This is a genomic window from Pseudomonas sp. TE3644 (assembly GCF_056278815.1).
Map to the genome: position 1 here is coordinate 1,079,573 of NZ_JBWBQF010000001.1, position 24,919 is coordinate 1,104,491.

General features: G+C 63.8%; 21 protein-coding genes. 6 read left to right on the top strand and 15 right to left on the bottom strand.

Features of this window, described 5'->3' with window-relative positions; translation table 11 throughout:
• Window positions 1-4: 4 nt before the first annotated feature.
• On the bottom strand, window positions 5-1,780 hold the full coding sequence (gcl, locus tag ACZ9GA_RS04925; RefSeq protein ID WP_457356806.1) for a glyoxylate carboligase: 1,776 nt from the start codon (window positions 1,778-1,780) through the stop codon (window positions 5-7).
• Window positions 1,781-1,993: 213 nt separating this feature from the next.
• On the opposite strand from gcl, the gene ACZ9GA_RS04930 reads away from it, so the two are divergent.
• Window positions 1,994-2,428, top strand: coding sequence for a GlcG/HbpS family heme-binding protein (locus ACZ9GA_RS04930; protein ID WP_457356805.1), 435 nt, complete (start codon window positions 1,994-1,996; stop codon window positions 2,426-2,428).
• Window positions 2,429-2,519: 91 nt separating this feature from the next.
• Here the strand turns inward: ACZ9GA_RS04930 and ACZ9GA_RS04935 are convergent, their stop codons facing one another.
• A complete protein-coding gene (locus ACZ9GA_RS04935) occupies window positions 2,520-3,131 on the bottom strand; it encodes a TetR/AcrR family transcriptional regulator (protein ID WP_457356804.1) in 612 nt (203 codons plus the stop codon).
• Window positions 3,132-3,280: 149 nt separating this feature from the next.
• On the opposite strand from ACZ9GA_RS04935, the gene ACZ9GA_RS04940 reads away from it, so the two are divergent.
• Together ACZ9GA_RS04940 and ACZ9GA_RS04945 are read left to right on the top strand one after the other, a co-directional pair.
• Entirely contained in the window at window positions 3,281-4,177 is an 897-nt protein-coding gene (locus tag ACZ9GA_RS04940; protein WP_457356803.1) for a DUF808 domain-containing protein, read from the top strand.
• Window positions 4,178-4,408: 231 nt separating this feature from the next.
• Window positions 4,409-5,608, top strand: a complete 1,200-nt coding sequence (locus ACZ9GA_RS04945; RefSeq protein ID WP_457356802.1) for an aminotransferase-like domain-containing protein — start codon at window positions 4,409-4,411, stop codon at window positions 5,606-5,608.
• A gap of 22 nt (window positions 5,609-5,630) precedes the next feature.
• Here the strand turns inward: ACZ9GA_RS04945 and ACZ9GA_RS04950 are convergent, their stop codons facing one another.
• The 7 genes from ACZ9GA_RS04950 to puuE all read right to left on the bottom strand — a co-directional run bounded on the left by ACZ9GA_RS04950 (window position 5,631) and on the right by puuE (window position 12,895).
• Entirely contained in the window at window positions 5,631-6,422 is a 792-nt protein-coding gene (locus tag ACZ9GA_RS04950) for an outer membrane protein OmpK (protein WP_027981586.1), read from the bottom strand.
• Between the two features lie 397 nt (window positions 6,423-6,819).
• Window positions 6,820-8,175, bottom strand: coding sequence for a nucleobase:cation symporter-2 family protein (locus ACZ9GA_RS04955; RefSeq protein ID WP_457356801.1), 1,356 nt, complete (start codon window positions 8,173-8,175; stop codon window positions 6,820-6,822).
• A 209-nt stretch (window positions 8,176-8,384) separates the two neighbouring features.
• Window positions 8,385-9,689, bottom strand: a complete 1,305-nt coding sequence (locus ACZ9GA_RS04960; RefSeq protein WP_457356800.1) for a urate hydroxylase PuuD — start codon at window positions 9,687-9,689, stop codon at window positions 8,385-8,387.
• Between the two features lie 48 nt (window positions 9,690-9,737).
• Complete coding sequence (locus ACZ9GA_RS04965) at window positions 9,738-10,241, bottom strand: ureidoglycolate lyase (protein ID WP_455923592.1); 504 nt, start codon at window positions 10,239-10,241, stop codon at window positions 9,738-9,740.
• 125 nt (window positions 10,242-10,366) lie between these two features.
• A complete protein-coding gene (gene alc, locus ACZ9GA_RS04970) occupies window positions 10,367-11,362 on the bottom strand; it encodes an allantoicase (protein WP_457356799.1) in 996 nt (331 codons plus the stop codon).
• Between the two features lie 91 nt (window positions 11,363-11,453).
• Window positions 11,454-11,969: a 2-oxo-4-hydroxy-4-carboxy-5-ureidoimidazoline decarboxylase gene (gene uraD, locus ACZ9GA_RS04975; protein ID WP_457356798.1), complete on the bottom strand. Its 516-nt coding sequence runs from the start codon at window positions 11,967-11,969 to the stop codon at window positions 11,454-11,456.
• A complete protein-coding gene (gene puuE, locus ACZ9GA_RS04980; protein WP_457356797.1) occupies window positions 11,966-12,895 on the bottom strand; it encodes an allantoinase PuuE in 930 nt (309 codons plus the stop codon). The genes uraD and puuE overlap by 4 nt, the downstream gene beginning before the upstream one ends.
• Window positions 12,896-13,277: 382 nt before the next feature.
• Between puuE and uraH the strand changes: the two genes are divergently transcribed.
• Window positions 13,278-13,631, top strand: coding sequence for a hydroxyisourate hydrolase (uraH, locus tag ACZ9GA_RS04985; protein WP_457356796.1), 354 nt, complete (start codon window positions 13,278-13,280; stop codon window positions 13,629-13,631).
• A 255-nt stretch (window positions 13,632-13,886) separates the two neighbouring features.
• Complete coding sequence (locus ACZ9GA_RS04990) at window positions 13,887-15,371, top strand: YdgA family protein (RefSeq protein WP_457356795.1); 1,485 nt, start codon at window positions 13,887-13,889, stop codon at window positions 15,369-15,371.
• A gap of 87 nt (window positions 15,372-15,458) precedes the next feature.
• On the opposite strand, the gene ACZ9GA_RS04995 is transcribed toward ACZ9GA_RS04990, so the two are convergent.
• Together ACZ9GA_RS04995 and ACZ9GA_RS05000 are read right to left on the bottom strand one after the other, a co-directional pair.
• Window positions 15,459-16,088, bottom strand: coding sequence for a LysE family translocator (locus ACZ9GA_RS04995; protein ID WP_457356794.1), 630 nt, complete (start codon window positions 16,086-16,088; stop codon window positions 15,459-15,461).
• Between the two features lie 222 nt (window positions 16,089-16,310).
• Window positions 16,311-17,660 (bottom strand): NCS2 family permease, encoded by a 1,350-nt coding sequence (locus ACZ9GA_RS05000; RefSeq protein WP_457356793.1) that lies wholly within the window; start codon window positions 17,658-17,660, stop codon window positions 16,311-16,313.
• A gap of 321 nt (window positions 17,661-17,981) precedes the next feature.
• Between ACZ9GA_RS05000 and ACZ9GA_RS05005 the strand changes: the two genes are divergently transcribed.
• Entirely contained in the window at window positions 17,982-18,734 is a 753-nt protein-coding gene (locus ACZ9GA_RS05005; RefSeq protein ID WP_027981576.1) for a GntR family transcriptional regulator, read from the top strand.
• 87 nt (window positions 18,735-18,821) lie between these two features.
• On the opposite strand, the gene guaD is transcribed toward ACZ9GA_RS05005, so the two are convergent.
• The 4 genes from guaD to xdhA all read right to left on the bottom strand — a co-directional run bounded on the left by guaD (window position 18,822) and on the right by xdhA (window position 24,918).
• Window positions 18,822-20,129: a guanine deaminase gene (gene guaD / locus ACZ9GA_RS05010; RefSeq protein WP_457356792.1), complete on the bottom strand. Its 1,308-nt coding sequence runs from the start codon at window positions 20,127-20,129 to the stop codon at window positions 18,822-18,824.
• A gap of 11 nt (window positions 20,130-20,140) precedes the next feature.
• Window positions 20,141-20,977 (bottom strand): xanthine dehydrogenase accessory protein XdhC, encoded by an 837-nt coding sequence (xdhC, locus tag ACZ9GA_RS05015; protein WP_457356791.1) that lies wholly within the window; start codon window positions 20,975-20,977, stop codon window positions 20,141-20,143.
• Between the two features lie 115 nt (window positions 20,978-21,092).
• Window positions 21,093-23,486, bottom strand: a complete 2,394-nt coding sequence (gene xdhB / locus ACZ9GA_RS05020) for a xanthine dehydrogenase molybdopterin binding subunit (RefSeq protein WP_457356790.1) — start codon at window positions 23,484-23,486, stop codon at window positions 21,093-21,095.
• The gene (gene xdhA / locus ACZ9GA_RS05025) at window positions 23,479-24,918 is read right to left on the bottom strand and encodes a xanthine dehydrogenase small subunit (RefSeq protein ID WP_457356789.1); all 1,440 of its coding nucleotides are present in this window, start codon (window positions 24,916-24,918) and stop codon (window positions 23,479-23,481) included. The genes xdhB and xdhA overlap by 8 nt, the downstream gene beginning before the upstream one ends.
• Window position 24,919: the final 1 nt, after the last annotated feature.

Below are 24,919 nucleotides of genomic sequence, written 5' to 3' on the forward strand. Positions count from 1 at the left end.
ATGATCAGTCGAGCAGCGAGATGGCAGTAGGGGCGTCGTTGCCGACCAGCGCCAGGTCTTCGAATTCGTTGACGGCGTTGATCTCGGTGCCCATGGAAATGTTGGTCACCCGCTCCAGAATGATTTCCACCACCACCGGTACCTTGTACTCGGCCATCAGTGCCTGGGCCTGGCGCAGCGCCGGCTGGATCTGCGCTGGCTCGAACACGCGCAGGGCCTTGCAACCCAAGCCTTCGGCCACCGCCACGTGGTCGACGCCGTAGCCGTTGATTTCCGGGGCGTTGATGTTCTCGAAGGCCAACTGCACGCAGTAGTCCATTTCGAAACCGCGCTGGGCCTGGCGAATCAGGCCCAGGTAGGAGTTGTTCACCACCACGTGGATGTACGGCAGGTGGAACTGCGCGCCCACGGCCAGTTCTTCGATCATGAACTGGAAGTCGTAGTCACCGGACAGCGCCACCACCTTGCGGCTCGGGTCGGCCTTGACCACGCCCAGGGCGGCGGGAATGGTCCAGCCCAGCGGGCCTGCCTGGCCGCAGTTGATCCAGTGGCGCGGCTTGTACACGTGCAAAAACTGCGCGCCGGCAATCTGCGACAGGCCGATGGTGCTGACGTAGCAGGTGTCCTGGCCGAACACCTGGTTCATTTCTTCGTACACGCGCTGGGGTTTGACCGGCACGTTGTCGAAGTGGGTCTTGCGTTGCAGGCTGGCCTTGCGCTGCTGGCAATCGGCGAGCCAGGCGCTGCGGTCCTTGAGCTTGCCGGCGGCTTTCCATTCGCGGGCCACTTCCAGGAAGCGGTCCAGGGCCAGACCGGCGTCGGAAACGATGCCCAGGTCAGGAGTGAACACGCGGCCGATCTGCGTAGGCTCGATGTCCACGTGAATGAAGCGGCGGCCTTCGGTGTACACGTCCACAGAACCGGTATGGCGGTTGGCCCAGCGGTTGCCGATGCCCAATACCACGTCGGACTTAAGCATCGTCGCATTGCCGTAGCGGTGCGAGGTTTGCAGGCCGACCATGCCCACCATCTGCGGGTGGTCATCGGGGATGGTGCCCCAGCCCATCAGGGTAGGGATGACCGGGATGCCGGTCAGCTCGGCGAATTCCACCAGCTTGGCGCTGGCGTCGGCGTTGATCACGCCGCCACCGCTCACCAGCAACGGGCGTTCGGCCTGGTCCAGCAAGGCCAGGGCCTTTTCCACCTGGGTGCGGCTGGCGGCCGGGCGGGTCACCGGCAGCGGCTCGTAGGCGTCGATGTCGAATTCGATCTCGGCCATCTGCACGTCGAAGGGCAGGTCGATCAGCACAGGGCCGGGGCGGCCGGAGCGCATTTCATAGAAGGCTTTCTGGAAAGCGTAGGGCACCTGGCCCGGCTCAAGCACCGTGGTGGCCCACTTGGTCACCGGCTTGACGATGCTGGTGATGTCCACGGCCTGGAAGTCTTCCTTGTGCAGACGGGCGCGCGGTGCCTGGCCGGTGATGCACAGGATCGGGATGGAGTCGGCCGAGGCGCTGTACAGGCCGGTGACCATGTCGGTACCGGCCGGGCCGGAGGTGCCGATGCACACGCCGATGTTGCCGGCCTTGGTGCGGGTGTAGCCCTCGGCCATGTGCGAGGCGCCTTCCACGTGGCGAGCCAGCACGTGCTCGATACCGCCGACCTTCTTGAGGGCCGAGTACAGCGGGTTGATGGCGGCACCGGGAATGCCGAAGGCGGTTTCCACACCTTCGCGGCGCATCACCAGAACGGCTGCATCGATTGCTCTCATTTTGCTCATGGTTTTGTGCCTCTTTGTGTTTTGTAATTGTATACAAGTGGCTTGTGGCCCGAGTTTATTCACGGCGCAGGCTTCAGGTCAAACCCTTTTCGCATTTGCCGAGGGATGGCGTTATCTGGCCATTGGTCGGGATTATTTTCGATATTGTATACAATAAAATCTGTATTTGTGCTCTATTTGTCGTGTCGATTTTTCAAACAAGAGGATCTGCCGATGACTGCCATTACCTTGGCTGCTGCCAATCGTCTCGCCGAACACGCCCTGGCCACGGGGCGCGATATCAAAGCCGCGCCCCTGACGGTGGCAGTGCTGGACAGCGGCGGGCACCTGATCAGCCTGCAGCGTGAGGACGGCGCCAGCCTGCTGCGGCCCCATGTGGCGATCGGCAAGGCGTGGGGCGCCATTGCCCTGGGCAAGGGCTCGCGCTTGCTGGCGGTGGACGCACAGGCGCGGCCGGCGTTTTTCGCGGCGTTGAATGGGTTGGGGCAGGGTGGGGTGGTGCCGGCGCCGGGTGGGGTGTTGGTCAGGGATCGGCAGGGGGGGGTGATGGGGGCGGTGGGTATCAGCGGGGATGTGTCGGATGTGGATGAGCGCTGTGCGATCAGTGCCATCGAGGCGTTGGGGTGGGTGGCAGACGCTGGCGCCTGACCCGTAGCCGCTGCCGCCAGGCTGCGCTGGCCCTCATTGACACTGAATATCTCCGGCGTACGCCAGGGCCAGCGCAGCCTGGCGGCAGCGGCTACAGGGCGTCGGGGGCGCAGCCCTTCAACACCATGCGAATGATCGTCTGCGCCGCCGCCTCATAGTCACTCTCATCCAATCGCGCCTTGCCGGTGACCACAGCGATCTGCCAGTCAAAATCGGCGTAGGTCTGCGTCGCCGCCCAGATGCTGAACATTAGGTGGTGCGCATCCACATGGGCGATCTGCCCGCGGTCGATCCAGGTCTGGATGCAGTCGATGTTGTGCTTGGCCTGTGCGTTCAACTGCTGCACCTGGTCAGGGCTCAGGTGCGGCGCGCCATGCATGATCTCGCTGGCGAATACCTTGGAGGCCGCCGGCAGGTCGCGGGAGATGCGGATCTTGGAGCGGATATAGCCGCTGAGCACCTCGTTGGGCTCGCCTTCCGGGTTGAACGGCGTGGACGCCGCCAGGATCGGCTCGATGATGCTTTCCAGCACCTCCCGGTAGAGGTTTTCCTTGGACTTGAAGTAGTAGTAGACGTTGGGCTTGGGCAGCCCGGCCTTGGCCGCGATGTCGCTGGTCTTGGTGGCGGCGAAGCCCTTGTCGGCAAATTCTTCGCTGGCCGCGCGCAGGATCAGTTCTTTGTTGCGCTCGCGAATGGTGGTCATAAACCCGATGATTCCTTGCCTGCTGGGGCGGTGGGGCATGGTAGCACCGTGCTCGCGCAGCGCTCAACCGCAGGGCGCGCGCGGTGGGCAGGGCAACGGCGACAAGGTATGCTCGCGCTTATCGAACATGAAACATGGGAATGATTCTTATGGCAGGAAGCAGTCTGCTGGTATTGCTGGACGATATCGCCGCGGTACTCGACGACGTTTCGGTGATGACCAAGGTCGCCGCCAAACAGACCACCGGCGTGCTGGGCGACGACCTGGCGCTCAATGCCCAGCAGGTCACCGGCGTGCGTGCCGAGCGCGAGCTGCCGGTGGTGTGGGCGGTGGCCAAGGGCTCGCTGCGCAACAAGGTCATCCTGGTGCCGGCGGCGCTGGCCATCAGCGCCTTTGCGCCGTGGGCAGTGACGCCGCTGCTGATGGTGGGCGGTGCCTATCTGTGTTTTGAAGGCTTCGAAAAGGTCGCGCACCCGTTGCTGCACGGCAAGGCTGAGGACCAGGCCGAACACGCGGCGCTGAGCGCGGCGGCGGCTGACCCGACGGTTGACCTGGTGGCGTATGAGCAGGACAAGATCAAGGGCGCGGTGCGCACTGACTTCATTCTGTCGGCGGAAATCATCGCCATCACCCTGGGCATCGTCGCCGACGCGCCGCTGAGCCAGCAGGTGATCGTGATGAGCGGCATCGCCTTTGTCATGACCGTGGGGGTGTATGGCCTGGTGGCGGCCATCGTCAAGCTCGATGACCTGGGGCTGTGGATGACCCAGCGCTCGGGCGGCGTCACGCGCGCGGTCGGTGGCGGCATTCTGCGGGCGGCGCCGTACATGATGAAGACGCTGTCGGTGGTGGGTACGGCGGCGATGTTTTTGGTGGGCGGCGGGATTCTGGTGCATGGGATTGCGCCGTTGCACCATTGGGTGGAAAGCGTGGGCGGCAGCGTGACCATGGCGTTGATCAATGGCGTGCTGGGTGTGGTGGCGGGTGCTGTGGTGTTGGGTGTGGTCAGCGTCGCTGGCAAAATCTGGAAAGCCCTGCGCGGTTGATTGGCTGGCTTTGGGGTGGGCTTGCGGGCCTCTCGCGAGCAAGCTTTGCTCCCACAGTATCAAGCCAACCACGGTGGATGGCATGGCACTGTGGGAGCAAAGCTTGCTCGCGATGCAGGCGACGCGGTCTGTCTCATGAAACGATGGAATAACATCCCGCCAATTCCTCGTTTGCGGCCCGCCGGGCCGGGTTCGATACTGGGGCATCTGCCCTGAACGAGCCCGCTGCCCGTGACCGATCTTACCTACCGCTTCGCCCCCGCCTTCCAGGCGCCCACCGGTTCGGCCATCCGCGAGCTGTTCAAGTACCTGTCGCTGCCCGGCATGATCTCGTTCGCCGGCGGCTACCCGGCCACGTCGTTTTTCGACCAGCCCAACCTTGCGGCCGCCGCGGACCGCGCGTTGCGCGACAGCCCCGTGGATTGCCTGCAATACGCCGCCACCGACGGCCTGCCGGCCTTGCGCGAGCAATTGGCCGCGCTGATGGCCCGGCGCGGTGCACCCGTGGCCGTGGACGATTTGATGGTGACCACCGGCTCGCAACAGGGCCTGGACCTGCTGATCAAGGTGCTGCTCAGCCCCGGCGAGCGTGTGCTGGTGGAGCGCCCCACCTATCCGGCGGCGCTGCAAGCGTTCCGTCTGGCCGGCCTTGAGGTGCACAGCGCCGCCACCGACGCCCAGGGCCTGGACACCGAGCGCCTGGCCGAGCAGTTGTCGAAGCAGCCAAGGGGCAGTATTCGCCTGCTGTACTGCGTGCCGACCTTCGCCAACCCGACGGGCGCGTGCCTGCCGCTGCAGCGGCGTACGGCATTGCTGAAACTGGCTGCCGAGCATGACTTCCTGATCATTGAGGACGACCCCTACGGGGCCCTGCGTTTTGCCGGTGAAGCCGTGCCGTCGCTGCTGGCGCTGTCCGCCCAGGTCGACGGCGCGGCGGGCCGGGTGATCCACCTGTCCAGCCTGTCCAAGGTGGTGGCGCCGGGCCTGCGCATCGGCTGGCTGATCGCCCCGGCGGCCATCCGCCAGCGCTGTGTGATCGCCAAGCAGACCGTGGATTTGTGCACCGCGCCATGGGCCCAGCAGATTGCCGCGCTGTACCTGGCCGATGGCGCGTTGGAACGGGCGCTGCCGGGCCTGGCCCAGGGTTACGGGGAAAAATGCGCGCGCATGCTGGCCGGCCTGGAAGGCCTGAAGCACGTGTTGGAAGTGTCGCCGCCACAGGGCGGGATGTTCATCTGGGGGCGCTGTCGCGCTGGGGTGGATGCCACGCAGTTGTTGCAGCGGGCCATCGAGCAGCGGGTGATGTTCGTGCCGGGCGCTGCGTTCTTTGCCGACAACCCCGATGCCAGCAGCCTGCGCTTCTCGTTCGCAGCGCCGTCGCTGGAACAGATCGATGAAGGCCTGGTGCGCCTGGGGCGGTCGTTCGGCTGACCGCCCCGGCGCCGGGTATCGCTTAGAAGAACACTTTCAGCAGGAAGCTGGCGGTGTTCTGGTTGGTCTCGAAGCTATGGGTGCTCTGGATGCCGTACTTGTCTTTCCAGTAGTCGTATTCGAAACCTACGTAGACGGTCTGCGGCTTCCAGTCCAGCGCCTTGCCCAGGTCATACTTGACCTGCGGGTTGAAGTGCAGGTTCTTGTGGTAGTCGCCGTTCTTGTTCGAGTCGCTGCCGATCACCCAGTCCATGTAGCCGTCGATGAGGATATCGGACTTGCCCACGGGAATGGTGTAGGACCATACCGGGGTGATCTGCCACACGTTGTTGCCGGCGCGGTCACCGTCGACGATACGGTCGTAGAAGTTCAGCTGGAAGTAGTCGAAGCCGGGGATGTCCAGATCGAAGCCCGGGCCGATCAGGTAGGACTCCACGTCACCTTCGCCGAACTCGTAGGTCATGGCCAGCAGCACGTCCTTGACCGGGCCGTAACCGATTTTCTGGCCGAAGATCTTGCTGGCCGACAGGCGTGGGCTGAACTCGCCGTACAGGGTGTTGTTGCCTACGCCCGAGTCTTTCTTGCCGTTGTAGAAGATGTTGTCGACGAACAGGAAGTTGTCACCGTATTTCCAGCTGTCAGCGTGTTCGAACGTGAGGGTCTGCTGGTTTTCAGGGTTGACCTTGAAGTTCTGACCATACAGGTAGGTCAGGCTGTTGCTCTGCCATTGCAGCCAGCCGCCGTCGTCAGCCATGGCCTGGCCCCCCGCCAGCATGCCACCGGCCACCATCAGGCTCGAAAGAGTACGTTTCATTGGTTAGCTCCCAGGTTTGATTTCAGTCTGTTTTTCTAAGGTGGCGCTCTGTTGTGGCGCCTTTTTGGATGCAACAAAAGTCGTCCAACCGGTCAACTTCCTCTGCGGCGCAACTGAGATAGCAAGAGCCTTGCCAAGGTCAACGCGCGGCCAAAGAAATCCCGTCGGCTGCTGTGAAAAACAGTCGAAAGTTGTTCGATTGGCTGCAAACGGCGACGCGGCAGGGCAGGCGCCCGGTCTTGTACAAGAGGTCAGCTTTATCGGGGAAAAAATCCCCCCGGTTTTACGCGGCCGCGCAGATTACTGACTCGCGCGGCATCGCTCAAGTGCTCCGTTACAGAGCAGGCGCAGCAAAAGTGGGGCACTCGGTCAGCTTTTAGGCCGGCGCCCCCCACGCTCAGTGCTGATGCGCCGCTTTGGACAGGGCTTCGCGCTCGGCGCCGCCGAGTATGTTGAACAGCAGGTTGAGCAATACCGCGCTCAACGTTGCCATGGCGATGCCGCTGTGGGTGATGGGCCCCATCCATGCCGGCAGCTGGGAAAAGAACTCCGGACGCACCACCGGGATCAGGCCCATGCCGGTGCTGACGGCCACCAGCAACTGGTTGCGGCGGTCGCCGATGTCGGCCTCCTGGAGGATCTTGATGCCGGTGGCGGCGACCATGCCGAACATGGCGATGGCGGCGCCGCCCAGCACGGCAGGGGGGATGGACGCCACCAGGAACGCCGCCTTGGGCAGCAGGCTGAGGGCGATCAGGAACCCGCCCGCCACCATGGTCACCGAGCGGCAGCGTACGCCGGTCATCTGCACCAGGCCGATGTTCTGGGCGAACGAGGAGTGAGTGAAGGTGTTGAAGAAGCCGGCCACGAACGAGGCGGCCGCGTCGCACAGCAGGCCGCGGCGCAGCATGCCGGGGGTGACCTCGCGGTCGGTGATCTTGCCCAAGGCCAGGAACATGCCGGTGGACTCGACGAAGATGATCACCACCACCAGGCACATGGACAGCACCGGCGCCAGGCTGAAGGTGGGCATGCCGAAATGCAGCGGCTCCACCACTTGCAGCCAGGGCGCGGTGGCCAGCCCGGACAGGTCGACCATGCCGATGAAGCCCGTCAGGATGTAGCCCAGCACCATGCCGATGAGCACCGAGATGTTCACCCAGAAGCCGTTCATGAAGCGGTGGATCAGCAGGATGGTGGCCAGCACCAGGCCCGCCACCGTCAGGTAGATGGGCGAGCCGAACTGCACCGCCTTGGCGCCGCCCCCGGCCCAGTTGACCGCCACCGGGAACAGCGACAGGCCGATGGAGGTGATGACCGTGCCGGTGACCAGCGGCGGAAAGAACCGCACGATCTTGGACATGAACGGCGCGATGAGCATGCCGAAGAACCCGGCGGCGATGGTCGCCCCGAAGATGCCCGGCAGGCCCACGCCCTGCATGCCGGCCATGGCCACCATGCTGCCGACGGCGGCGAAGCTGGCGCCCATCATCACCGGCATGCGGATGCCCAGGGCGCCGATGCCCAGCGACTGCACCACGGTGGCCACGCCGGCCACCAGCAGGTCGGCGTTGATCAGGAAGGCGATTTCTTCACGGGAAAGGCCGGCGGCCTGGCCAATGATCAGCGGCACCGCGATGGCGCCCCCGTACATCAGCAGGACATGTTGCAAACCCACCAGGATCAATTGCATCAACGGCAGGGGCTGTCGCGGTGGCGCGGCGGGGATGCGCGCGTGGGTTGACTCGGACATGCAACACCTCGGATTTTGTTTTTATTGTGGAGCTGTGGTCAGGAGACTGAATTTACAAAGCCCTGTAGGGAGAGGCTGTTGTGGGAGCGGGCTCTGCCCGCGAACAATTCACCGCGCAGTTGCGGGTATACCGCGGCGCCTGATTCGCGGGCAGAGCCCGCTCCCACACAGTCAGCATCCATGCTGTTGCCTCCTCAGGATTGCTGGCGTCAGTTGGTCTGCGCGCCGTTGGCGATCCACTGGCCAATCAGGTTGCGCTCTTCCTGAGTCATCTGGGTGATGTTGCCCAGCGGCATGATCTGGCTGGCCACCGCCTGCGCCTGAATGCGCGGCGCCAGTTGCTGGATCTGCTGCGGGGTGTCGAGCATGATCCCGGCCGGCGCCGTGGAGAACAGTGGGCTGGTCGGCTTGGCCGAATGGCACACCGCGCAGCGCTCCTGGATCACGCCATGCACCTTCTCGAAGTCGGCATCGTTGGTCGCACGGCTGGCTTGCGCCGGCTGTTCGGCTACCGCCGGTTGCGCGGGCATTTCATCGGCGCGCTTGCCGCCGATTGCCGTGCCGGGCAGCGGTTGGTATTCGATCTTCGGCGCCTGGGCCACGTCGGCATTGTTGTTCATCTGCATCGGGCCTGTGACGAACGCCAGGCAGATCATGCCCAGTGCGCCGGCAGGCAAGGCCCAGGCGAACTTGTGGCTGTTGTGGCGGGTGTTGAAGTAGTGACGCACCACCACCGCCACCACGGCGATGCCGGCCAGGATCAGCCAGTTGTAGTGGCTGCCGTAGGTGCTGGGGAAGTGGTTGCTGATCATGATGAACAGCACGGGCAGGGTGAAATAGTTGTTATGGCGCGAACGCAGCAGGCCCTTGGCCGGCAGGGTCGGGTCGGGGGTGCGGTTCTCGGCGATGGCCGCCACCAGCGCGCGCTGGGCGGGCATGATGATGCGGAACACGTTGCCGACCATGATGGTGCCGATGATGGCGCCGGTGTGCAGGTACGCACCGCGGCCGCTGAACACTTGGCTGAAGCCGTAGCAGGCGGCGATGATCAGCACGAACAGCACCAGGCCCAGCAGGCCCGGGCGCTTGCCCAGCGGCGAGTCGCACAGCACGTCATAGATAAACCAGCTGGCGATCAGCGCACCGACGCCGATGGCAATGCCTTCCGGCCCGCTCAGGGTGCTGCCGGGTGCCAGCAGGTACAGGGTAGGGTTGGCATAGAACACCACGCACAGCAGCACGATGCCCGACATCCAGGTCCAGTAGGCTTCCCATTTGAACCAGTGCAGGTTGTCCGGCATGGTCGGTGGGGCCAGCTTGTATTTTTCCAGGTGGTAGATGCCGCCGCCGTGGATGGCCCACAGGTCACCGCTCAGGCCATCGCGGGGGTTGGCGCGATTGAGGTTGTTCTCCAGCCAGACGAAATAGAAGGATGCGCCGATCCAGGCGATCCCCACGATCATGTGAATCCAGCGCACGCCCAGATTCAGCCACTCCATCAGATGTGCTTGCACAGTTCTAACCTCTTGCCGTGCCACTGCGGTGCAATGGCCGGCCTTCTCTTATTGGTGGGGGGCGAGGATCAGTAATTCATCCTCATTGAAGAAATGCTCGTCGCAGTTGTTGCCGGAACCACTGCGATCAACCACCAGGAAGTCATCCCGCTTTTCGATCGTCAGCACCGGGTGGTGCCATACGCCGCGATGGTAATTGATGCCCTGCCTGCCATTGGTGATGAAGGCGCGGACCAAGCCTGATACAGGTGCATCGCCAAGTGGCGCGACCACGATCAGAAAGGGGTTGCCCAGCAGCGGCACGAAGGCCTGGCTGCCCAGCGGATGGCGCTCCAGCATGCGCACGGTCAACGGCATGTCCAGCACGTCCGCGCGGAAGATGCTGATGATCGCCTTGTCGTCCGGCGTGGCGGTCTCGACCGTGGCCAGACGATGAAAGCGCTGGGTCGAGCCGTTGTTGATCATGAAGTGGTCGCTGCCGTCGGTTTCGATCACGTCACCGAAGGGGGCGAAGGCTTCTTTTGTCAGGGGCTCGATCACTAGTGTGCGCATTGTGGGTCTTCTGTCTGTTCAGTGATTAATGTGTTGCCATGTCGGGCCTCTTCGCGGGCACGGCCCGCTCCTACAGAATTGCATTCCCCTGTAGGAGCGGGCCGTGCCCGCGAAATCCGCCCCGCTTACTTGGCGACCTTGCCGAGGACGCGCAAGCGGCTCACGCCACCGTCCGGGAACACGTTCAGGCGGATATGGGTAATAGGGCCCAGGTCCTTGATCTGCTCCTGGAAGCTGTGCTCCTGGTGCATCTGCAGTTTCTGGCTGGGCAGCAGTTCGCGCCAGAACAGGCTTTGCGTTTCGATCTGGCTGTCGGTGCCGCCCTTGACGAAGGCGCCCTGGATCGAGCAGCTGTCGGGGTAGTTGCCCTTGAAGTGCAGGGTGTCGACGATCACCTGCTCGACAGTGCCGGCATGCCCCAGGGCCACGATCACCCAGTCATTGCCCGGCGTGCGGCGGCGCGCGGTTTCCCAGCCGTCGCCCATGTTGATGCCACGTCCCGGGTTGAGGATGTTGCTCATGCGCCCGAAGTGCTCGTCGGAGCAGGCCAGTGCACGGCCGCCGTTCAGGGCGCTGGCCAGGTCGACTTGCTCGTTGTCGCCGGTGGCCGACCAGTCGCGGAACGGCACGCCGTACACGCGCAGGCGCGCCACGCCGCCGTCCGGGTAGATGTTGAAGCGCAGGTGGGTGTAGGCCTGGGCGTCGTTGATTTCGTGGTAGTGGTGGCTGTTGCCTTGCAGCTCCACGGCCGGCAGCACTTCGGTCCACTGGGTGGCGTCGGTCGGGTCGCCCTCGGCCACGAAGCAGCCTTCCAGCGAGGCCGACGGCGGGTAGTTGCCGGTGAAGAACGAGGTGTCGATGTCCACGCCCTTGATCGAACCCGGCACGCCCAGGCGGATCACCGCGCTGTCATAGCCTTCGAAGCGTTTGCGGCGCGATTCCCAGCCGTCCATCCATTTGCCGTTGTCGTCGAACACGCCTTCCTTCCACACCGCAGGGGTGGGCTGGAACAGGCGGTTGACGTCGGCGAACCAGTCGTCGGTGACCGAGACAGCCTGGGTACCCAGGCGCGCGTCGGCCAGGTTGACGAACTTCTCGAAGGGTGCGGCGTATGCTTTCATTTTTTCTTGTCTGCCTTGAATAGGTGGCTGGGGAGGCTCGCGGGGCCCTGGGTGCACTCGGTTGGTCCTGGGTGCGCTCGGGCCAGGCGCGCTATAGGGTCAGTAAGCGGAACAGGGCAATCTGGTTGATCTGCGCCAGGGCTTCCTTGAATTCGGCCTCGGCCGAGTTGTGGATGCGCACTTCGAACGCGGCGAGGATCTGATGCCGGTTGCTGCCTTTCACTGCCATGATGAAGGGGAACTTGAACTTGGCCTTGTAGGCGTCGTTCAACTCCGTGAAGCGCTGGAACTCTTCGGTGGTGCATTGGTGGATACCGGCGCCGGCCTGTTCGTTTGTGCTGGCTTCGGTCAGTTGGCCCTGGACGGCAGCTTTGCCGGCCAGGTCCGGGTGCGCGTTGATCAGTGCCAGCTGGCTGGCGTGATCGGCGCTTAACAGGATGTCGCTCATGCGCTGGTGCAGGGTTTCGATCTGGTCCAGCTCGGGGCCCTGGCCCAGGTCGTAGGCCTTTTCAGCCACCCATGGCGAGTGTTCGTAGATGTCGGCGAAAGCGGCGACGAAGGCCTCGCGGCCCAGGGTCGACGGCTTCAGTGTCTGGAAGGCAGTCATTGCGCGGCCTCGGCGGTGTAGGGGTGGGTTTCATGCCAGTGGCGGGCGATGTCGACACGGCGGGCGAACCACACCTGCTCGTGACCTTTCACGTACTCGATGAAACGCAGCAGCGAGGCCAGCCGCGCAGGGCGGCCGATCAGCCGGCAGTGCAGGCCGATGGAGAGCATTTTCGGCGCCTCGGCGCCCTCGGCGTACAGCACGTCGAAGGCGTCCTTCAGGTACTCGAAAAAGTCGTCGCCCTTGTTGAAACCCTGCACCTGGGTAAAGCGCATGTCGTTGGTGTCCAGGGTGTAGGGGATCACCAGGTGCGGCTTGTCGGTGGGGTTATTGCGTTCCCAGTAGGGCAGGTCGTCGTCGTAGGTGTCGGAGTCGTACAGGAAGCCGCCTTCCTCCATCACCAGTCGGCGGGTGTTGGGGCCGGTGCGGCCGGTGTACCAGCCCAGTGGGCGCTCGCCGCTGATTTCGGTGAGGATGCGGATGGCTTCGAGCATGTGCTCGCGTTCCTGGGCCTCATCCATGTACTGGTAGTCGATCCAGCGGTAGCCGTGGCTGCAGATCTCGTGCCCCTGGGCCACCATGGCGCGGATCACATCGGGGTGGCGCTGGGCGGCCATGGCCACGGCGAAAATGGTGAGCGGGATGCCCGCTTCCTTGAATACTTTCAGCACCCGCCACACACCCGCGCGGCTGCCGTATTCGTACAGCGATTCCATGCTCATGTTGCGCTCGCCCTGCAGGGGCTGGGCGGCGACCATCTCGGACAGGAAGGCTTCGGACTCCTTGTCACCGTGCAGGATATTGCGCTCGCCGCCTTCCTCGTAATTGAGCACGAAAGACAGGGCGATGCGGGCGTTGCCCGGCCAATGCGGGTGGGGCGGGTTGGGGCCGTAACCGATGAGGTCGCGTGGGTAATCAGCGCTCACTGCTTGCATCCTTCTTCGCGTCATTAGGGTGGCGGGTGGCCCCGATGAGGTTGGCGACCCGGCGATGGATTGATTGTATACAACTTTATCGCCGATTTGTAAGCCTGTTTTTTGCCAATCATCGTATTGATGTGTTGATTTCATCCCTTGCAAAATACTTGCCCAACCGGTCAGGTAATGACTGCCAAGCCGCAGCGGTGCGTGCATTTGCGGCCGAAATGCCCGATTAATGGGAAGGGTAGCAGGGGCCGAAAAAAAGCCAGAATTATTGTGTACAATTTCAATTGAAAGTGTCTTAATGTTTGCCTGTCGGACGGTTTGAGTGCCCCGCAATGGTGCGCAAGCCTGTGATAAACCGGATCAAAATGAGGCACGAAAGACCATGGGACGTTTGACTACACACGTGCTGGACGCCGCCCACGGCTGCCCAGGCAGCGGCATCAAGGTCGAGCTGTATCGCGTTGAAGGTCAGCAGCTGGAGCTTGTGGCCAGCGCCTTGACCAACAGCGACGGTCGTTGTGACGCACCGCTGTTACAGGGTGATGACTATCGCACCGGCGTGTATCAGCTGCAGTTTGCCGCTGGCGAGTATTTCCGCGCCAAAGGCGTGCAAGGGCCAGGCCAGGCGTTCCTGGACGAGGTGGTGTTGCGCTTCGGCATCAGTGCCGAGCAGGACCATTACCACGTGCCGTTGCTGCTTTCGCCGTACAGCTATTCCACCTATCGCGGCAGCTGACGGCTGCCGGAACAGCGCTTCGTTGGTACCTCTTGCCCGCCCACACTGCGGGCTTTTTTTGTTTTGCGTTTGCACCTGTAGCCGCTGCCGCAGGCTGCGCTGGCCCTCATATACCCCGCAAATCTCCAGCGAGGCACAGGGCCAGCGCAGCCTGGCGGCAGCGGCTACGGGTTGGCTTGGCCCCACGATGGTGCTGTTCAGGGTAGTATTCGCCGAGTATTCCTCATCACCGAATGGAACTCGTCGAGTCGATCTATGAAAAAAGCAGCAGGCATAGCAGCAGGTGTGATCATTGTCGTGGGCGCGCTCGCCACCGGCGGCGCGTGGTACACCGGCACGCAACTGGAAGGGGTGTTGCAGAACGCCGTGGCGCAGGCCAATACGCAGTTGGCGCAATCGGGCGTCACGCCTGACGGCAAGCCGCAGTTCAGTGCCGAACTGGTGTCCCTGGACCGCCAATTCTTCAGCAGCACCGCCCATTACCGCCTGAACGTGCAGCTGCCCGATGGCCAGCTGGCGCACTACGCGTTCGTCGACCACATCGAGCACGGCCCCTTCCCGCTGTCGCGCGTGGCCTCGCTGCGCCTGACGCCAGTGATGGCCGCCAGCAACGCAGCGCTGGAGAACAATACTGACACCGCCAAATGGTTCGCCCTGAACAACGGCCAGGCGCCGTTGACCAGCCAGACCGTGATTCACTACGACCGCAGCAGCTCGACCCAGCTGACGCTGGTGCCGGTGGAATCCAAGGCGCCGGGCAAGACCCTGAAGTTCTCCGGCCTGAGCATGACCATCAACACCACGGCCGATGCGCAGAAATATGACCTGAAGGGCAACTTCGACCAGCTGTCCATGGACGTGGCCAGCGAGAAGGGCCCGGTGCATGCCGACGTCAATGGCGTGACCCTGGAAGGCGGTGGCGAGAAGGGCAAATCGGGCTTCTACCTGGGCCACTCACAACTCAAGACGGCCAGCGTCAACCTGCAGGGTGCCAACGCGCCGGCGATTGTCGTCAAGGACCTGGCCATCAGCGGCCTGATGCAGGAAGTCGATGACAAGCTGGCTGCCGAGATCAACTACGGCGTGGGCGCGCTGTCGGTGGGTGGCCAGGCCTTCGGTTCGGCGCAGATGAACTGGAAGCTGGGCAACTTCGATATCGCGGCCAGCAAGGCGCTCTACACGTTGTACCTGGCCAAGATCGCTCCGCAGCAGCAAGCGGCCGCCGCCGCTGGCGTGCCGTTGAAACTGCAGCTCAGCGATGCCGATCAGCAGCAGCTCAACACTGACCTGATGGCGCTGCTGGCCGGCAAGCCGCACATCGAGATGGAGCGTCTGGCGATCAAGACCGCCAACGGCGAAAGCCAGGCGCACCTGTCGCTGGACCTGGCCAACCCAGGCACGCTCGACAGCCAGAACCCGGACGTGGGCAAGAAGATGATCGGCCTGCTGGACGCCAGCATCACCCTGTCCAAACCGATGATTGTTGACCTGGCCACGGCCCAGGCGCAGTTGCAGGGGCAGACCGACAAGGACGCCGTGGCCCTTCAGGCCAAGAACGTCAGTGATTCGGTGAGTGGCATGGCAGTGATGACCCAGCTGGGCAAGGTCGAGGGCGACAACGTCACCAGCCGCCTGCATTACGCCGATGGCGTGGTGGACTTCAATGGCCAGAAAATGACGCCGGAGCAGTTTGCGGCGTTTATCGGCAACCTGTTGGGCCAGCAGCAGGCCCAGCGCTGATCTGACCTATCGCGTTGCCCGCATCGCGACTAAAGTCGGCTCCTACACCGTCCGTGGTAGGAGCCGGCCTTGGCCGCGATGGCGTAGTCAGCTGCGGCTGATCAGCGCCGCAGCCCCCGCGCCACCAAACAACGCCGCACTCACCCGATTGAACCAGCTCTGCCCGCGCCCCGTGCGCAGGTAGCGCGCCGCGCCGTGGGCGCCCAGGCCGTAGCCCAGCTTGCACAGCAGATCCAGCACCGCCCAGGTGGCAATCATGATGCCCAGTTGCGCCGCCAGCGATTGCCCGGCGTCGAGGAACTGCGGCAGGAAAGCGGCAAAGAACAGAATGTCCTTCGGGTTGCTGGCGCCCAGCGCAAAGGCGCGCCAGAACAGCGCGCGGAAACGCGGGGCGGGCAGGTCGGCGGGCACTTCGGCGGCGCTGGGCGCGCGGCGCGATTGCTGCCAGCTTTGCCAGGCGAGGTAGAACAGGTACAGCGCACCGACGATTTTCAGGGCGCTGAAGACTTTTTCCGAGGCCATCAACAACGCGCCTAGGCCCAGCGCCGAAGCGCTGAGCAGGCAGATCGAGGCACTGACCCCACCCAGGAACGCCGGATAGGAACGGCGCAGGCCGAAGTTGAGGCTGTTGCCGATCATCAGCAGCGACAGCGGGCCGGGGATCACGATCACCACCCATGCGGCGGCGCTGAACAGCAGCCAGGTTTGCAGCGTCATTATTGTTCTCCTTGCTGTTATGCGGCGCCTGCTTCCCGAGCTTCGCTCGGTCCCACACCTTTCGCGGCAGTGGTGTCAATGAAGCAAAGCTCTTAGCTTTTGGTGGCACTGCAGGTCTACCTGTGGTGCCTCCAAGGGCTAAGTGCTTTGCCTGTCTGACACCACTGCCGCGAAAGGTGTGGGACCGAGCGAAGCTCGGGAAGCGGCCACCGCCGATTTAACCTACAAAAACACAAACTTGGCGATAAAGATCACACACAGCACCCACAAGCTCGCCGAGATATCGCGATGCTTGCCAGTCCCCGCCTTCAGCGCCACATAGCTGATAAAGCCCAGCGCAATACCGTCCGCCACCGAAAACGTCAGCGGCATCATGATCATCGTCACGATCGCCGGAATGCTCTCCGTCGCCTCGTCCCAGTTGATATGCGCCATGCCGCCCATCATCAGCATCGCCACGTAGATCAGCGCGCCAGCCGTAGCATAAGCGGGAATCATGCCAGCCAGCGGCGCGAAAAACATCGCCGCGACGAACAACAGGCCCACGGTAACTGCGGTCAGGCCGGTACGACCACCGGCGGCCACGCCTGCGGCGCTCTCTACATAGCTGGTCACCGGCGGCACGCCGACCATGGCGCCGAACACGCTGGAAGCACTGTCAGCTTTCAAGGCCCGCGAAAGGTTTTCGATGCGGCCGTCGGCGTTCACCAGGTTGGCCCGCTGGGCCACGCCCATCAGCGTGCCGGCGGTGTCGAACATGTGCACGAACAGAAAGGCCAGCACCACGCTGATCATGCTGACGTTGAACACGCCCGCCACGTCCATGGCCAGCCAGGTGGGTGCCAGGCTGGGCGGCATGGAGAACACGCCGCCGTACTGCACGATGCCCAGCCCCCAACCCGCCAGGGTGACGGCGATGATGCTGATGAGGATGGCGCCGAACACCCGATGGTAGCTGAGCACCGCAATCAGCAGGAAGCACACCGCCGCCAGCAGCGGCGCCGGGTCACGCAGGTTGCCCAGCTTGATCAGGGTGGCGGGGCTGGCGACGATGATGCCCGAGGTTTTCAGGCCAATCACGCCCAGGAACAGCCCAACCCCTGCGCCCATGGCGAAGCGCAGGCTGACCGGGATGCTGTTGAGCAGCCACTCGCGCACCCGCGACAGGGTCAGCACCATGAACAGCAGGCCGGAGATGAACACCGCGCCCAAAGCCGTCTGCCACGAATACCCCATGGTGCCGACCACGGTGTAGGTGAAAAACGCATTCAAGCCCATGCCCGGCGCCAGGCCCACCGGCCAGTTGGCGTACAGGCCCATCAGCAGGCAGCCCAGCGCCGCCGCGATGCAGGTGGCGACGAAGGCGGCGCCATGGTCGATGCCGGCGTCGGCCATGATGTTGGGGTTAACGAAGATGATGTAGGCCATGGTGATGAAGGTGGTCAGGCCTGCGATCAGTTCGGTGCGCACAGTGGTGCCGTGCAGGCTGAGTTTGAACAGGCGCTCCAGCAGGCCGCGACGCAGGGGCGGGGCGAGGTTCAGGGGCGCGGCTTCGGATTTATTGCTTTCCACAGCGAGTTACTCCTCAAGGCTTTTGTTGTTTTCCGAAGCCACGCGCGAAACGGCGTGACCCCGTGAGGCAGGTAAGAGTGGTGGTGCAGGCGACCGATTGTTATTTGACCTCTGGGTCAGGTTTGTCGCTCGAAGGGGATTATGAGGTTGTATACAAAGAATGCAAATAATGTTTTCAGCTTTGTGCGCAGATTATTCCGCCATCGCGGCATATGGTGTTCGCCAGTGGTTGCCAAGTGCCGCTATGCTTGACCTGACACAAGCCCATAGCCCTGTGTACAATGGGCCTTACTGCCGCAAAACCTTCACCTTCGAGTGCCCATGAACGAACAGCTGCAACCCCTCAAGAAACCCACGCGCGCGGCCAAGGCCGGGCGTCTCGGCACCCAGGACGACATCGTCTACGCCCATATTTTCGAGGCCATTCTCGAACAGCGCCTGGCGCCTGGGACCAAATTGAGCGAGGAAGCACTGGGCGAGATCTTCGGCGTCAGCCGCACCATCATCCGCCGCGCGCTGTCGCGCCTGGCCCATGAAGGCGTGGTGTTGTTGCGCCCCAACCGCGGTGCGGTGGTGGCCAGCCCCAGCGTCGAGGAAGCCCGCCAGGTGTTCTTCGCCCGGCGCATGGTGGAGCGCGCCATCACCGAACTGGCCGTGGAGCATGCCACCGCCGAGCAACTGGCTGAATTGCGGCAGATGGTGCTGGATGAGCGCGACAGCTTCTCGCGCGGCGACCGTGGCGCTGGTATTCGCTTGTCCGGCGAGTTCCACCTGAAACTGGCCGAAGCGGCGAAGAACGCGCCGTTGATCAGCTTCCAGCGCAGCCTGGTGTCGCAGACCTCCCTGATCATCGCCCAGTATGAAAGCGGCAACCGTTCGCACTGCTCGTATGACGAACACACCCAGCTGATCGACGCCATCGAAGCCCGCGACGCGGCCCTGGCGGTGGACCTGATGATGCATCACATGGACCACATCGACAGCAAGCTGAACCTGGACGAGGAAAGCGCCTCGGATGACCTGCATGCGGTGTTTTCGCACCTGTTGCAGGGCAAGAAGGGTGGCAAGGGTTAATTCCAGCGGTGCGTGATTCGCGGGCACGGCCCGCTCCTACGGTACGGTGTAGTCCTGTAGGAGCGGGCCGCGCCCGCGAAAGGGCCGTCAGCCGCGCTGATGAACCTTGTTGCCCGCCGCATAGGTCTGCAGCACCGTCCGGTCATCCCCCAGCGTCGTCAGCACAAACAACGTCTCTTCAATGCCCTTGGACTGCTTGATCCGATACGCCAGCAACGGCGTGGCGTTGTAGTCCAGCACCACGAAGTCGGCATCGCTGCCCGGCTGCAGATTGCCTACCTTGTCTTCCAGGCGCAGCGCTCGCGCGCCACCCAGCGTGGCCAGGTACAGGGACTTGAACGGGCTTAGCCGCGCGCCCTGCATCTGCATCACCTTGTAGGCTTCGTTCAGCGTGTGCAGCAGCGAGAAGCTGGTGCCGCCGCCCACGTCCGTGCCCAAACCGACATTGAGCTTGTGCTTTTCAGCCTGGGGCAGGTTGAACAGGCCGCTGCCCAGGAACAGGTTGGAGGTAGGGCAGAAAGCAATCGCCGAACCCGTCTCGGCCAGGCGCGCGCACTCGTCGTCGCACAGGTGCACACCATGGGCGAACACCGAGCGCTCGCCCAGCAGCTGGTAGTGGTCGTACACGTCCAAGTAGCCCTTGCGCTCGGGGAACAGCGCCTTGACCCACTCGATCTCCTTGATGTTTTCGCTGATGTGGGTCTGCATATAGACGTTGGGGTATTCCTTGAGCAGTTGGCCGGCCACGGTCAGTTGCTCAGGGGTGCTGGTGGGCGCGAAACGCGGGGTGACGGCATAGTGCAGGCGGCCCTTGCCGTGCCAGCGCTCGATCAGCGCCTTGCTGTCGGTGTAGCTGCTCTCGGCGGTGTCCACCAGGTAGTCGGGGGCGTTGCGGTCCATCATCACCTTGCCGGCGATCATGCGCAGGTCGAGCTTTTCGGCCGCTTCGAAGAAGGCGTTCACCGACTCTGGGTGCACGCTGCCAAACACCAGCGCGGTGGTGGTGCCGTTGCGCAGCAGTTCCTTGATGAAAATGTCCGCCACTTCGTCGGCGTGGGCCTTGTCGGCGAACTGGCTTTCGAACGGGAAGGTGTAGGTGTTGAGCCAGTCCAGCAGTTGCTCGCCATAGGAGGCGATCATGCCGGTCTGCGGCAGGTGGATGTGGGTGTCGATGAAGCCGGGGGTGATCAGCGCGTCGGGGTAGTGCTCGATGGCAATGTCCGCCGGCAGGGTCGGCAGCAGCGCTTCGGCGTGACCGACGGCGCTGATCAGGCCGTTCTCCACCACCAGCAGGCCGTCGGCGAAGTACTCGTAGGAAGCGTCGACACCGACTTCGGCGGGGTCGCCGATGCTGTGCAGGATGGCGGCGCGGTAGGCTTTGCGGGTAAGGCTCATGGGTCTCTTTCTCAGGCTTGGCTGCGTCGCGAGTGCGGCAGCAGTTGGGCAATGGGTTCGGCGCTGGCAGTGCCCTGGCCGAAGTTGGCGTTGTAGGTGGCGATGATTTCGGCGGCAACCGACACGGCGATTTCAATCGGCAGTTTGCCTTTGACGTCGGCCAGGCCCATAGGGCACCTCATGCGTTGCACCACCTGTGGATCGAAGCCGCGGTCGCGCAGGCGATGTTCGAATTTGACCCGCTTGGTTTTCGAACCGATCAGGCCGAACCAGGCGAAGTCGTTGCGCTTGAGGATGGCGGCGGTCAGTTCCAGGTCAAGCTGGTGGTTGTGGGTCATGACGATGCAATAGCTGCCGGCGGGCAGGTCGTCGACTTCGTCCACCGGTTCTTCGTTGACTATTTTGCGCACGCCTGCGGGGATATTCGCGGGGAATTCCTGCTCGCGCGAGTCGATCCAGGTGACGCGGCAGGGCAGGGCCGCCAGCAGCGGCACCAGCGCACGGCCCACGTGCCCGGCGCCGAACACGACGATGCGCGCCTGCACCTGGCCCATGGGCTCGAACAGCAGCACGGTGGCGCCGCCGCAGCACTGGCCCAGGCTGGCCCCCAGGCTGAAGCGCTCCAGGTGGGTGGCCTGGCTGCCGCTGGCGAGCATCTCGCGGGCAATGTGCATGGCCTTGTATTCCAGGTGCCCGCCGCCGATGGTGTCGTAGAGCTGGGTGGCGCTGACCACCATTTTCGAGCCGGCGTTGCGGGGGGTGGAGCCTTTTTCTTCGATGATGGTCACGAGTACGCAGGGTTCGCCTTGTTCCTGCAGGGTGGCCAGGGCGCTGATCCAGTTGTTCATGTACATATCCCCTGTAGCAGCGGCCGTAAGGCCGCGTCAAAGGCGCCGCGGTATGTCAGGTACGCCGGTGGTGTCTGGGACGCAGCCTGGCGGCAGCTGCTACAGATGATGCGGGTCATGACACAGCCTCCTCGGTGATCGGGGCGCTGGCCGCCACCGCCTTGCGCATCTGCTCACACCCCCACAACACCCGCTCCGGCGTGGCCGGCGCATCGATGTTGGGCTGCACTTTGTAATCCGCCAAACTGGCCACCGCATCCTTGATCGCACACCACGCCGCAATGCCCAGCATGAACGGCGGCTCGCCCACGGCCTTGGAGTGGAACACCGTGTCCTCGGGGTTCTTGCGGTTCTCCACCAGCTTCACCCGAAGGTCGGCCGGCATGTCAGCCACCGCCGGGATCTTGTAGCTGGCCGGGCCGTTGGTCATCAGCTTGCCCTTGGCGTTCCACACCAGCTCTTCGGTGGTCAGCCAGCCCATGCCTTGAATGTAGCCGCCTTCCACCTGGCCGATGTCGATGGCGGGGTTCAGCGAGGCGCCCACGTCGTGGAGGATGTCGGTGCGCAGCATCTTGTATTCACCGGTCAGGGTGTCCACCACCACTTCGGCGCAAGCGGCACCGAAGGCGAAGTAGTAGAACGGTCGGCCACGGGCCTGGCTGCGGTCGTAGAAGATCTTCGGCGTCTTGTAGTAGCCGGTGCTGGACAGCGACACCTGGCCCATCCACGCCTGCACGATCAGGTCGGCGAAGGGCATCACCAACTCGCGCACGCGCACATGGCCGTTGCGAAATTCCACGTCCTCGTCGCTGACGCCGTATTTGCGCGCGGCAAATTCCACCAGGCGCTGCTTGATGATTTCGGCGGCGTTCTGCGCGGCCTTGCCGTTCAGGTCGGCGCCGCTGGAGGCCGCCGTGGGCGAGGTGTTGGGCACCTTGTCGGTGTTGGTGGCGGTGATCTGGATGCGGCTGATGTCCACCTGGAACACCTCGGCCACCACCTGGGCGACCTTGGTGTTGAGGCCCTGGCCCATCTCGGTGCCGCCGTGGTTGAGGTGGATGCTGCCGTCGGTGTAGATGTGGATCAAGGCGCCTGCCTGATTCAGGAAGCTGGCGGTGAACGAGATGCCGAATTTCACCGGCGTCAGCGCCAGGCCCTTCTTCAGCACCGGGCTGTGGGCGTTGAAGCGGCGGATCGACTCGCGGCGCTCCTGGTATTCGCTGCTGGCTTCAAGCTCGGCGGTCATCTCTTCCAGCAGGTTGTGTTCCACCGTCTGGTAGTAGTGGGTGACGTTGCGCTCGGTCTTGCCGTAGTAGTTGGCCTTGCGCACCGCCAGCGGGTCCAGCCCCAGGTGGCGGGCGATATGGTCCATCACCTCTTCGATGGCGACCATGCCCTGGGGGCCGCCAAAGCCGCGATAGGCAGTATTGGAAGCGGTGTTGGTCTTGCAGCGATGGCCGTTGATGGTGGCATCGCCCAGGTAATACGAGTTGTCGGCGTGGAACATGGCGCGGTCGACGATGGACGCCGACAGGTCCGGGGAGTAGCCGCAGTTGCCGGCCAGGTCCATGTTGATGCCGTGCAGGCGGCCGCTGTCGTCGAAGCCCACGTCGTACTCGACGTAGAAAGGGTGGCGCTTGCCGGTCATGGACATGTCCTCGACCCGCGGCAGGCGCATCTTGGTGGGCTGGCCGGTGAGGTGGGCGATCACCGCGCACAGGCACGCGGGGCTGGCGGCCTGGGTTTCCTTGCCGCCGAAACCGCCGCCCATGCGGCGCATGTCCACCACCACCTTGTTCATCGACACGTCCAGCACCTCGGCCACCAGCTTCTGCACTTCGGTGGGGTTCTGGGTGGAGCAGTAGACGATCATGCCGCCGTCCTCGGTGGGCATCACCGAGGAGATCTGGGTTTCCAGGTAAAAGTGCTCCTGGCCGCCGATGTGCAGGGTGCCTTGCAGGCGGTGCGGGGCGCTGGCCAGGGCGGTGGCCGAGTCGCCACGTTTATGGGTGTGGCTGTCGAGCACGTAGTGCTGTTTGCGGAACGCCTCGACGATGTCGAGCACCGGTTCCAGGTCTTCGTATTCGATGATCGCGGCCATGGCCGCCTTGCGCGCGGTGTCCAGGTCGCTGGCGGCCACGGCCACCACGGGCTGGCCGACGAATTCCACCAGGTCGATGGCCAGCAACGGGTCGCCAGGCAGCAACGGGCCGATGTCTTTCAGGCCCGGAATGTCTTCGTAGGTGATGGCGATGCGCACGCCGGGGAAGGCGTAGCAGGGGCCGGTGTCGATCTTGACCACGCGGGCGTGGGCACGGTCCGACAGACGTGCGTAGACGTGCAACTGGTTGGGAAATTCCAGCCGGTCATCGATGTACTGGGCCTCGCCCGACACGTGCTTGTCGGCGCTGTCGTGCTTGACGCTGCGGCCCACGCCGGTGGTCAGGCCCTGGGCAAAGCGTTCGGCCAGTTCGGCTTGGGTGAGTGGTGCGCCATGATGATTAGACATAAGCGGTCACCCGAGTCTCGATGTAAGGGGAGTGCTGCTCGATGAAGTACTTGCGCAGCAGGTTCTGGGCGGTCAGCAGGCGGTATTCCTTGCTGGCGCGGAAGTCCGACAGCGGCGTGAAGTCCTCGGCCAGGGCGGCGCAGGCGGCTTCCAGGGTGGCGTGGTTGAACACCTTGCCCAGCAGCGCGGCTTCGCAGGCGCGGGCCCGTTTAGGCGTGGCAGCCATGCCACCGAAGGCGGCGCGCACATCGCTGACTACGCCGTCTTCCAGGCGCAGGTTGAACGCGGCGCACACGGCGGAAATGTCATCGTCCAGGCGCTTGGACACTTTGTAGGCGCGGAAGCTGCGCCCGGCCTGGGCGCGCGGCACGATGATCTTCTCGATGAACTCGCTTTCCTGGCGGGCGGTGATGCGGTAGTCGATGAAATAGTCGTCCAGCGCCAGGGTGCGGGTGTCGTTGCCCTTGCGCAGCACCACTTGCGCGCCCAGGGCGATCAGCAGGGGTGGGCTGTCGCCGATGGGCGAGGCGTTGCCGATGTTGCCGCCCAGGGTGCCCTGATTGCGGATCTGCAGGGAGGCGAAACGGTGCAGCAGTTCGCCGAAGTCGGGGTATTCGGCTCTCAGCGCCTCGTAGCAATCGGTGAGCGGCGTGGCGGCGCCGATTTCCAGGCGGTCGTCGAAGTGCTCGATGCGCTTCATCTCGGCGACGTTGCCGACGTAGATCATCACCGGCAGGGTGCGATGAAACTGGGTGACTTCCAGCGCCAGGTCGGTGCCGCCGGCCAGCAGCCGGGCTTCGGGGTGCGAGCCATAGAGGTCGGCCAGGTCGGCGACGGTCAGGGGTACCAGGCAGCGTTTGTCGCCGCTGTTCAGTTCACCGGTTTCAGTGGGGGCGATGGCTTTAAGGCGCGCGATAGTCTCGGCCTCGGCGGCGTCGAACTGATCAGGCGGCTGTTGGCAGCAGGCCTGCTCGGCGGCGGCCAGGATAGGGCGGTAGCCGGTGCAGCGGCACAGGTTGCCGGCCAGGGCCTCGTGGGCCTTGTGGCTGTCGGGCTGGTCGGTATTTTTCTGCAGGGCGAACAGCGACATCACAAAGCCCGGCGTGCAGAAGCCGCACTGCGAACCATGGCAATCGACCATGGCCTGCTGCACGCTGTGCAATTGGCCTTTGTGCTTGAGGTCTTCGACGCTGATCAGCTGTTTGCCGTGCAGCGACGACACGAACGTGAGGCACGAATTGAGGCTGCGATAGCGCAGGCGCTCGCCCTCAAGCTCGGCCACCACCACGGTGCAGGCGCCGCAGTCGCCGCTGGCGCAGCCTTCCTTGGTGCCGGGTTTTTTAAGGTGCTCGCGCAGGTACTCGAGCACGGTCAGGTTGGGGTCCAGGGCGTGCTCACTGCGCAATTCCCTGTTGAGTAGAAACTGGATCACG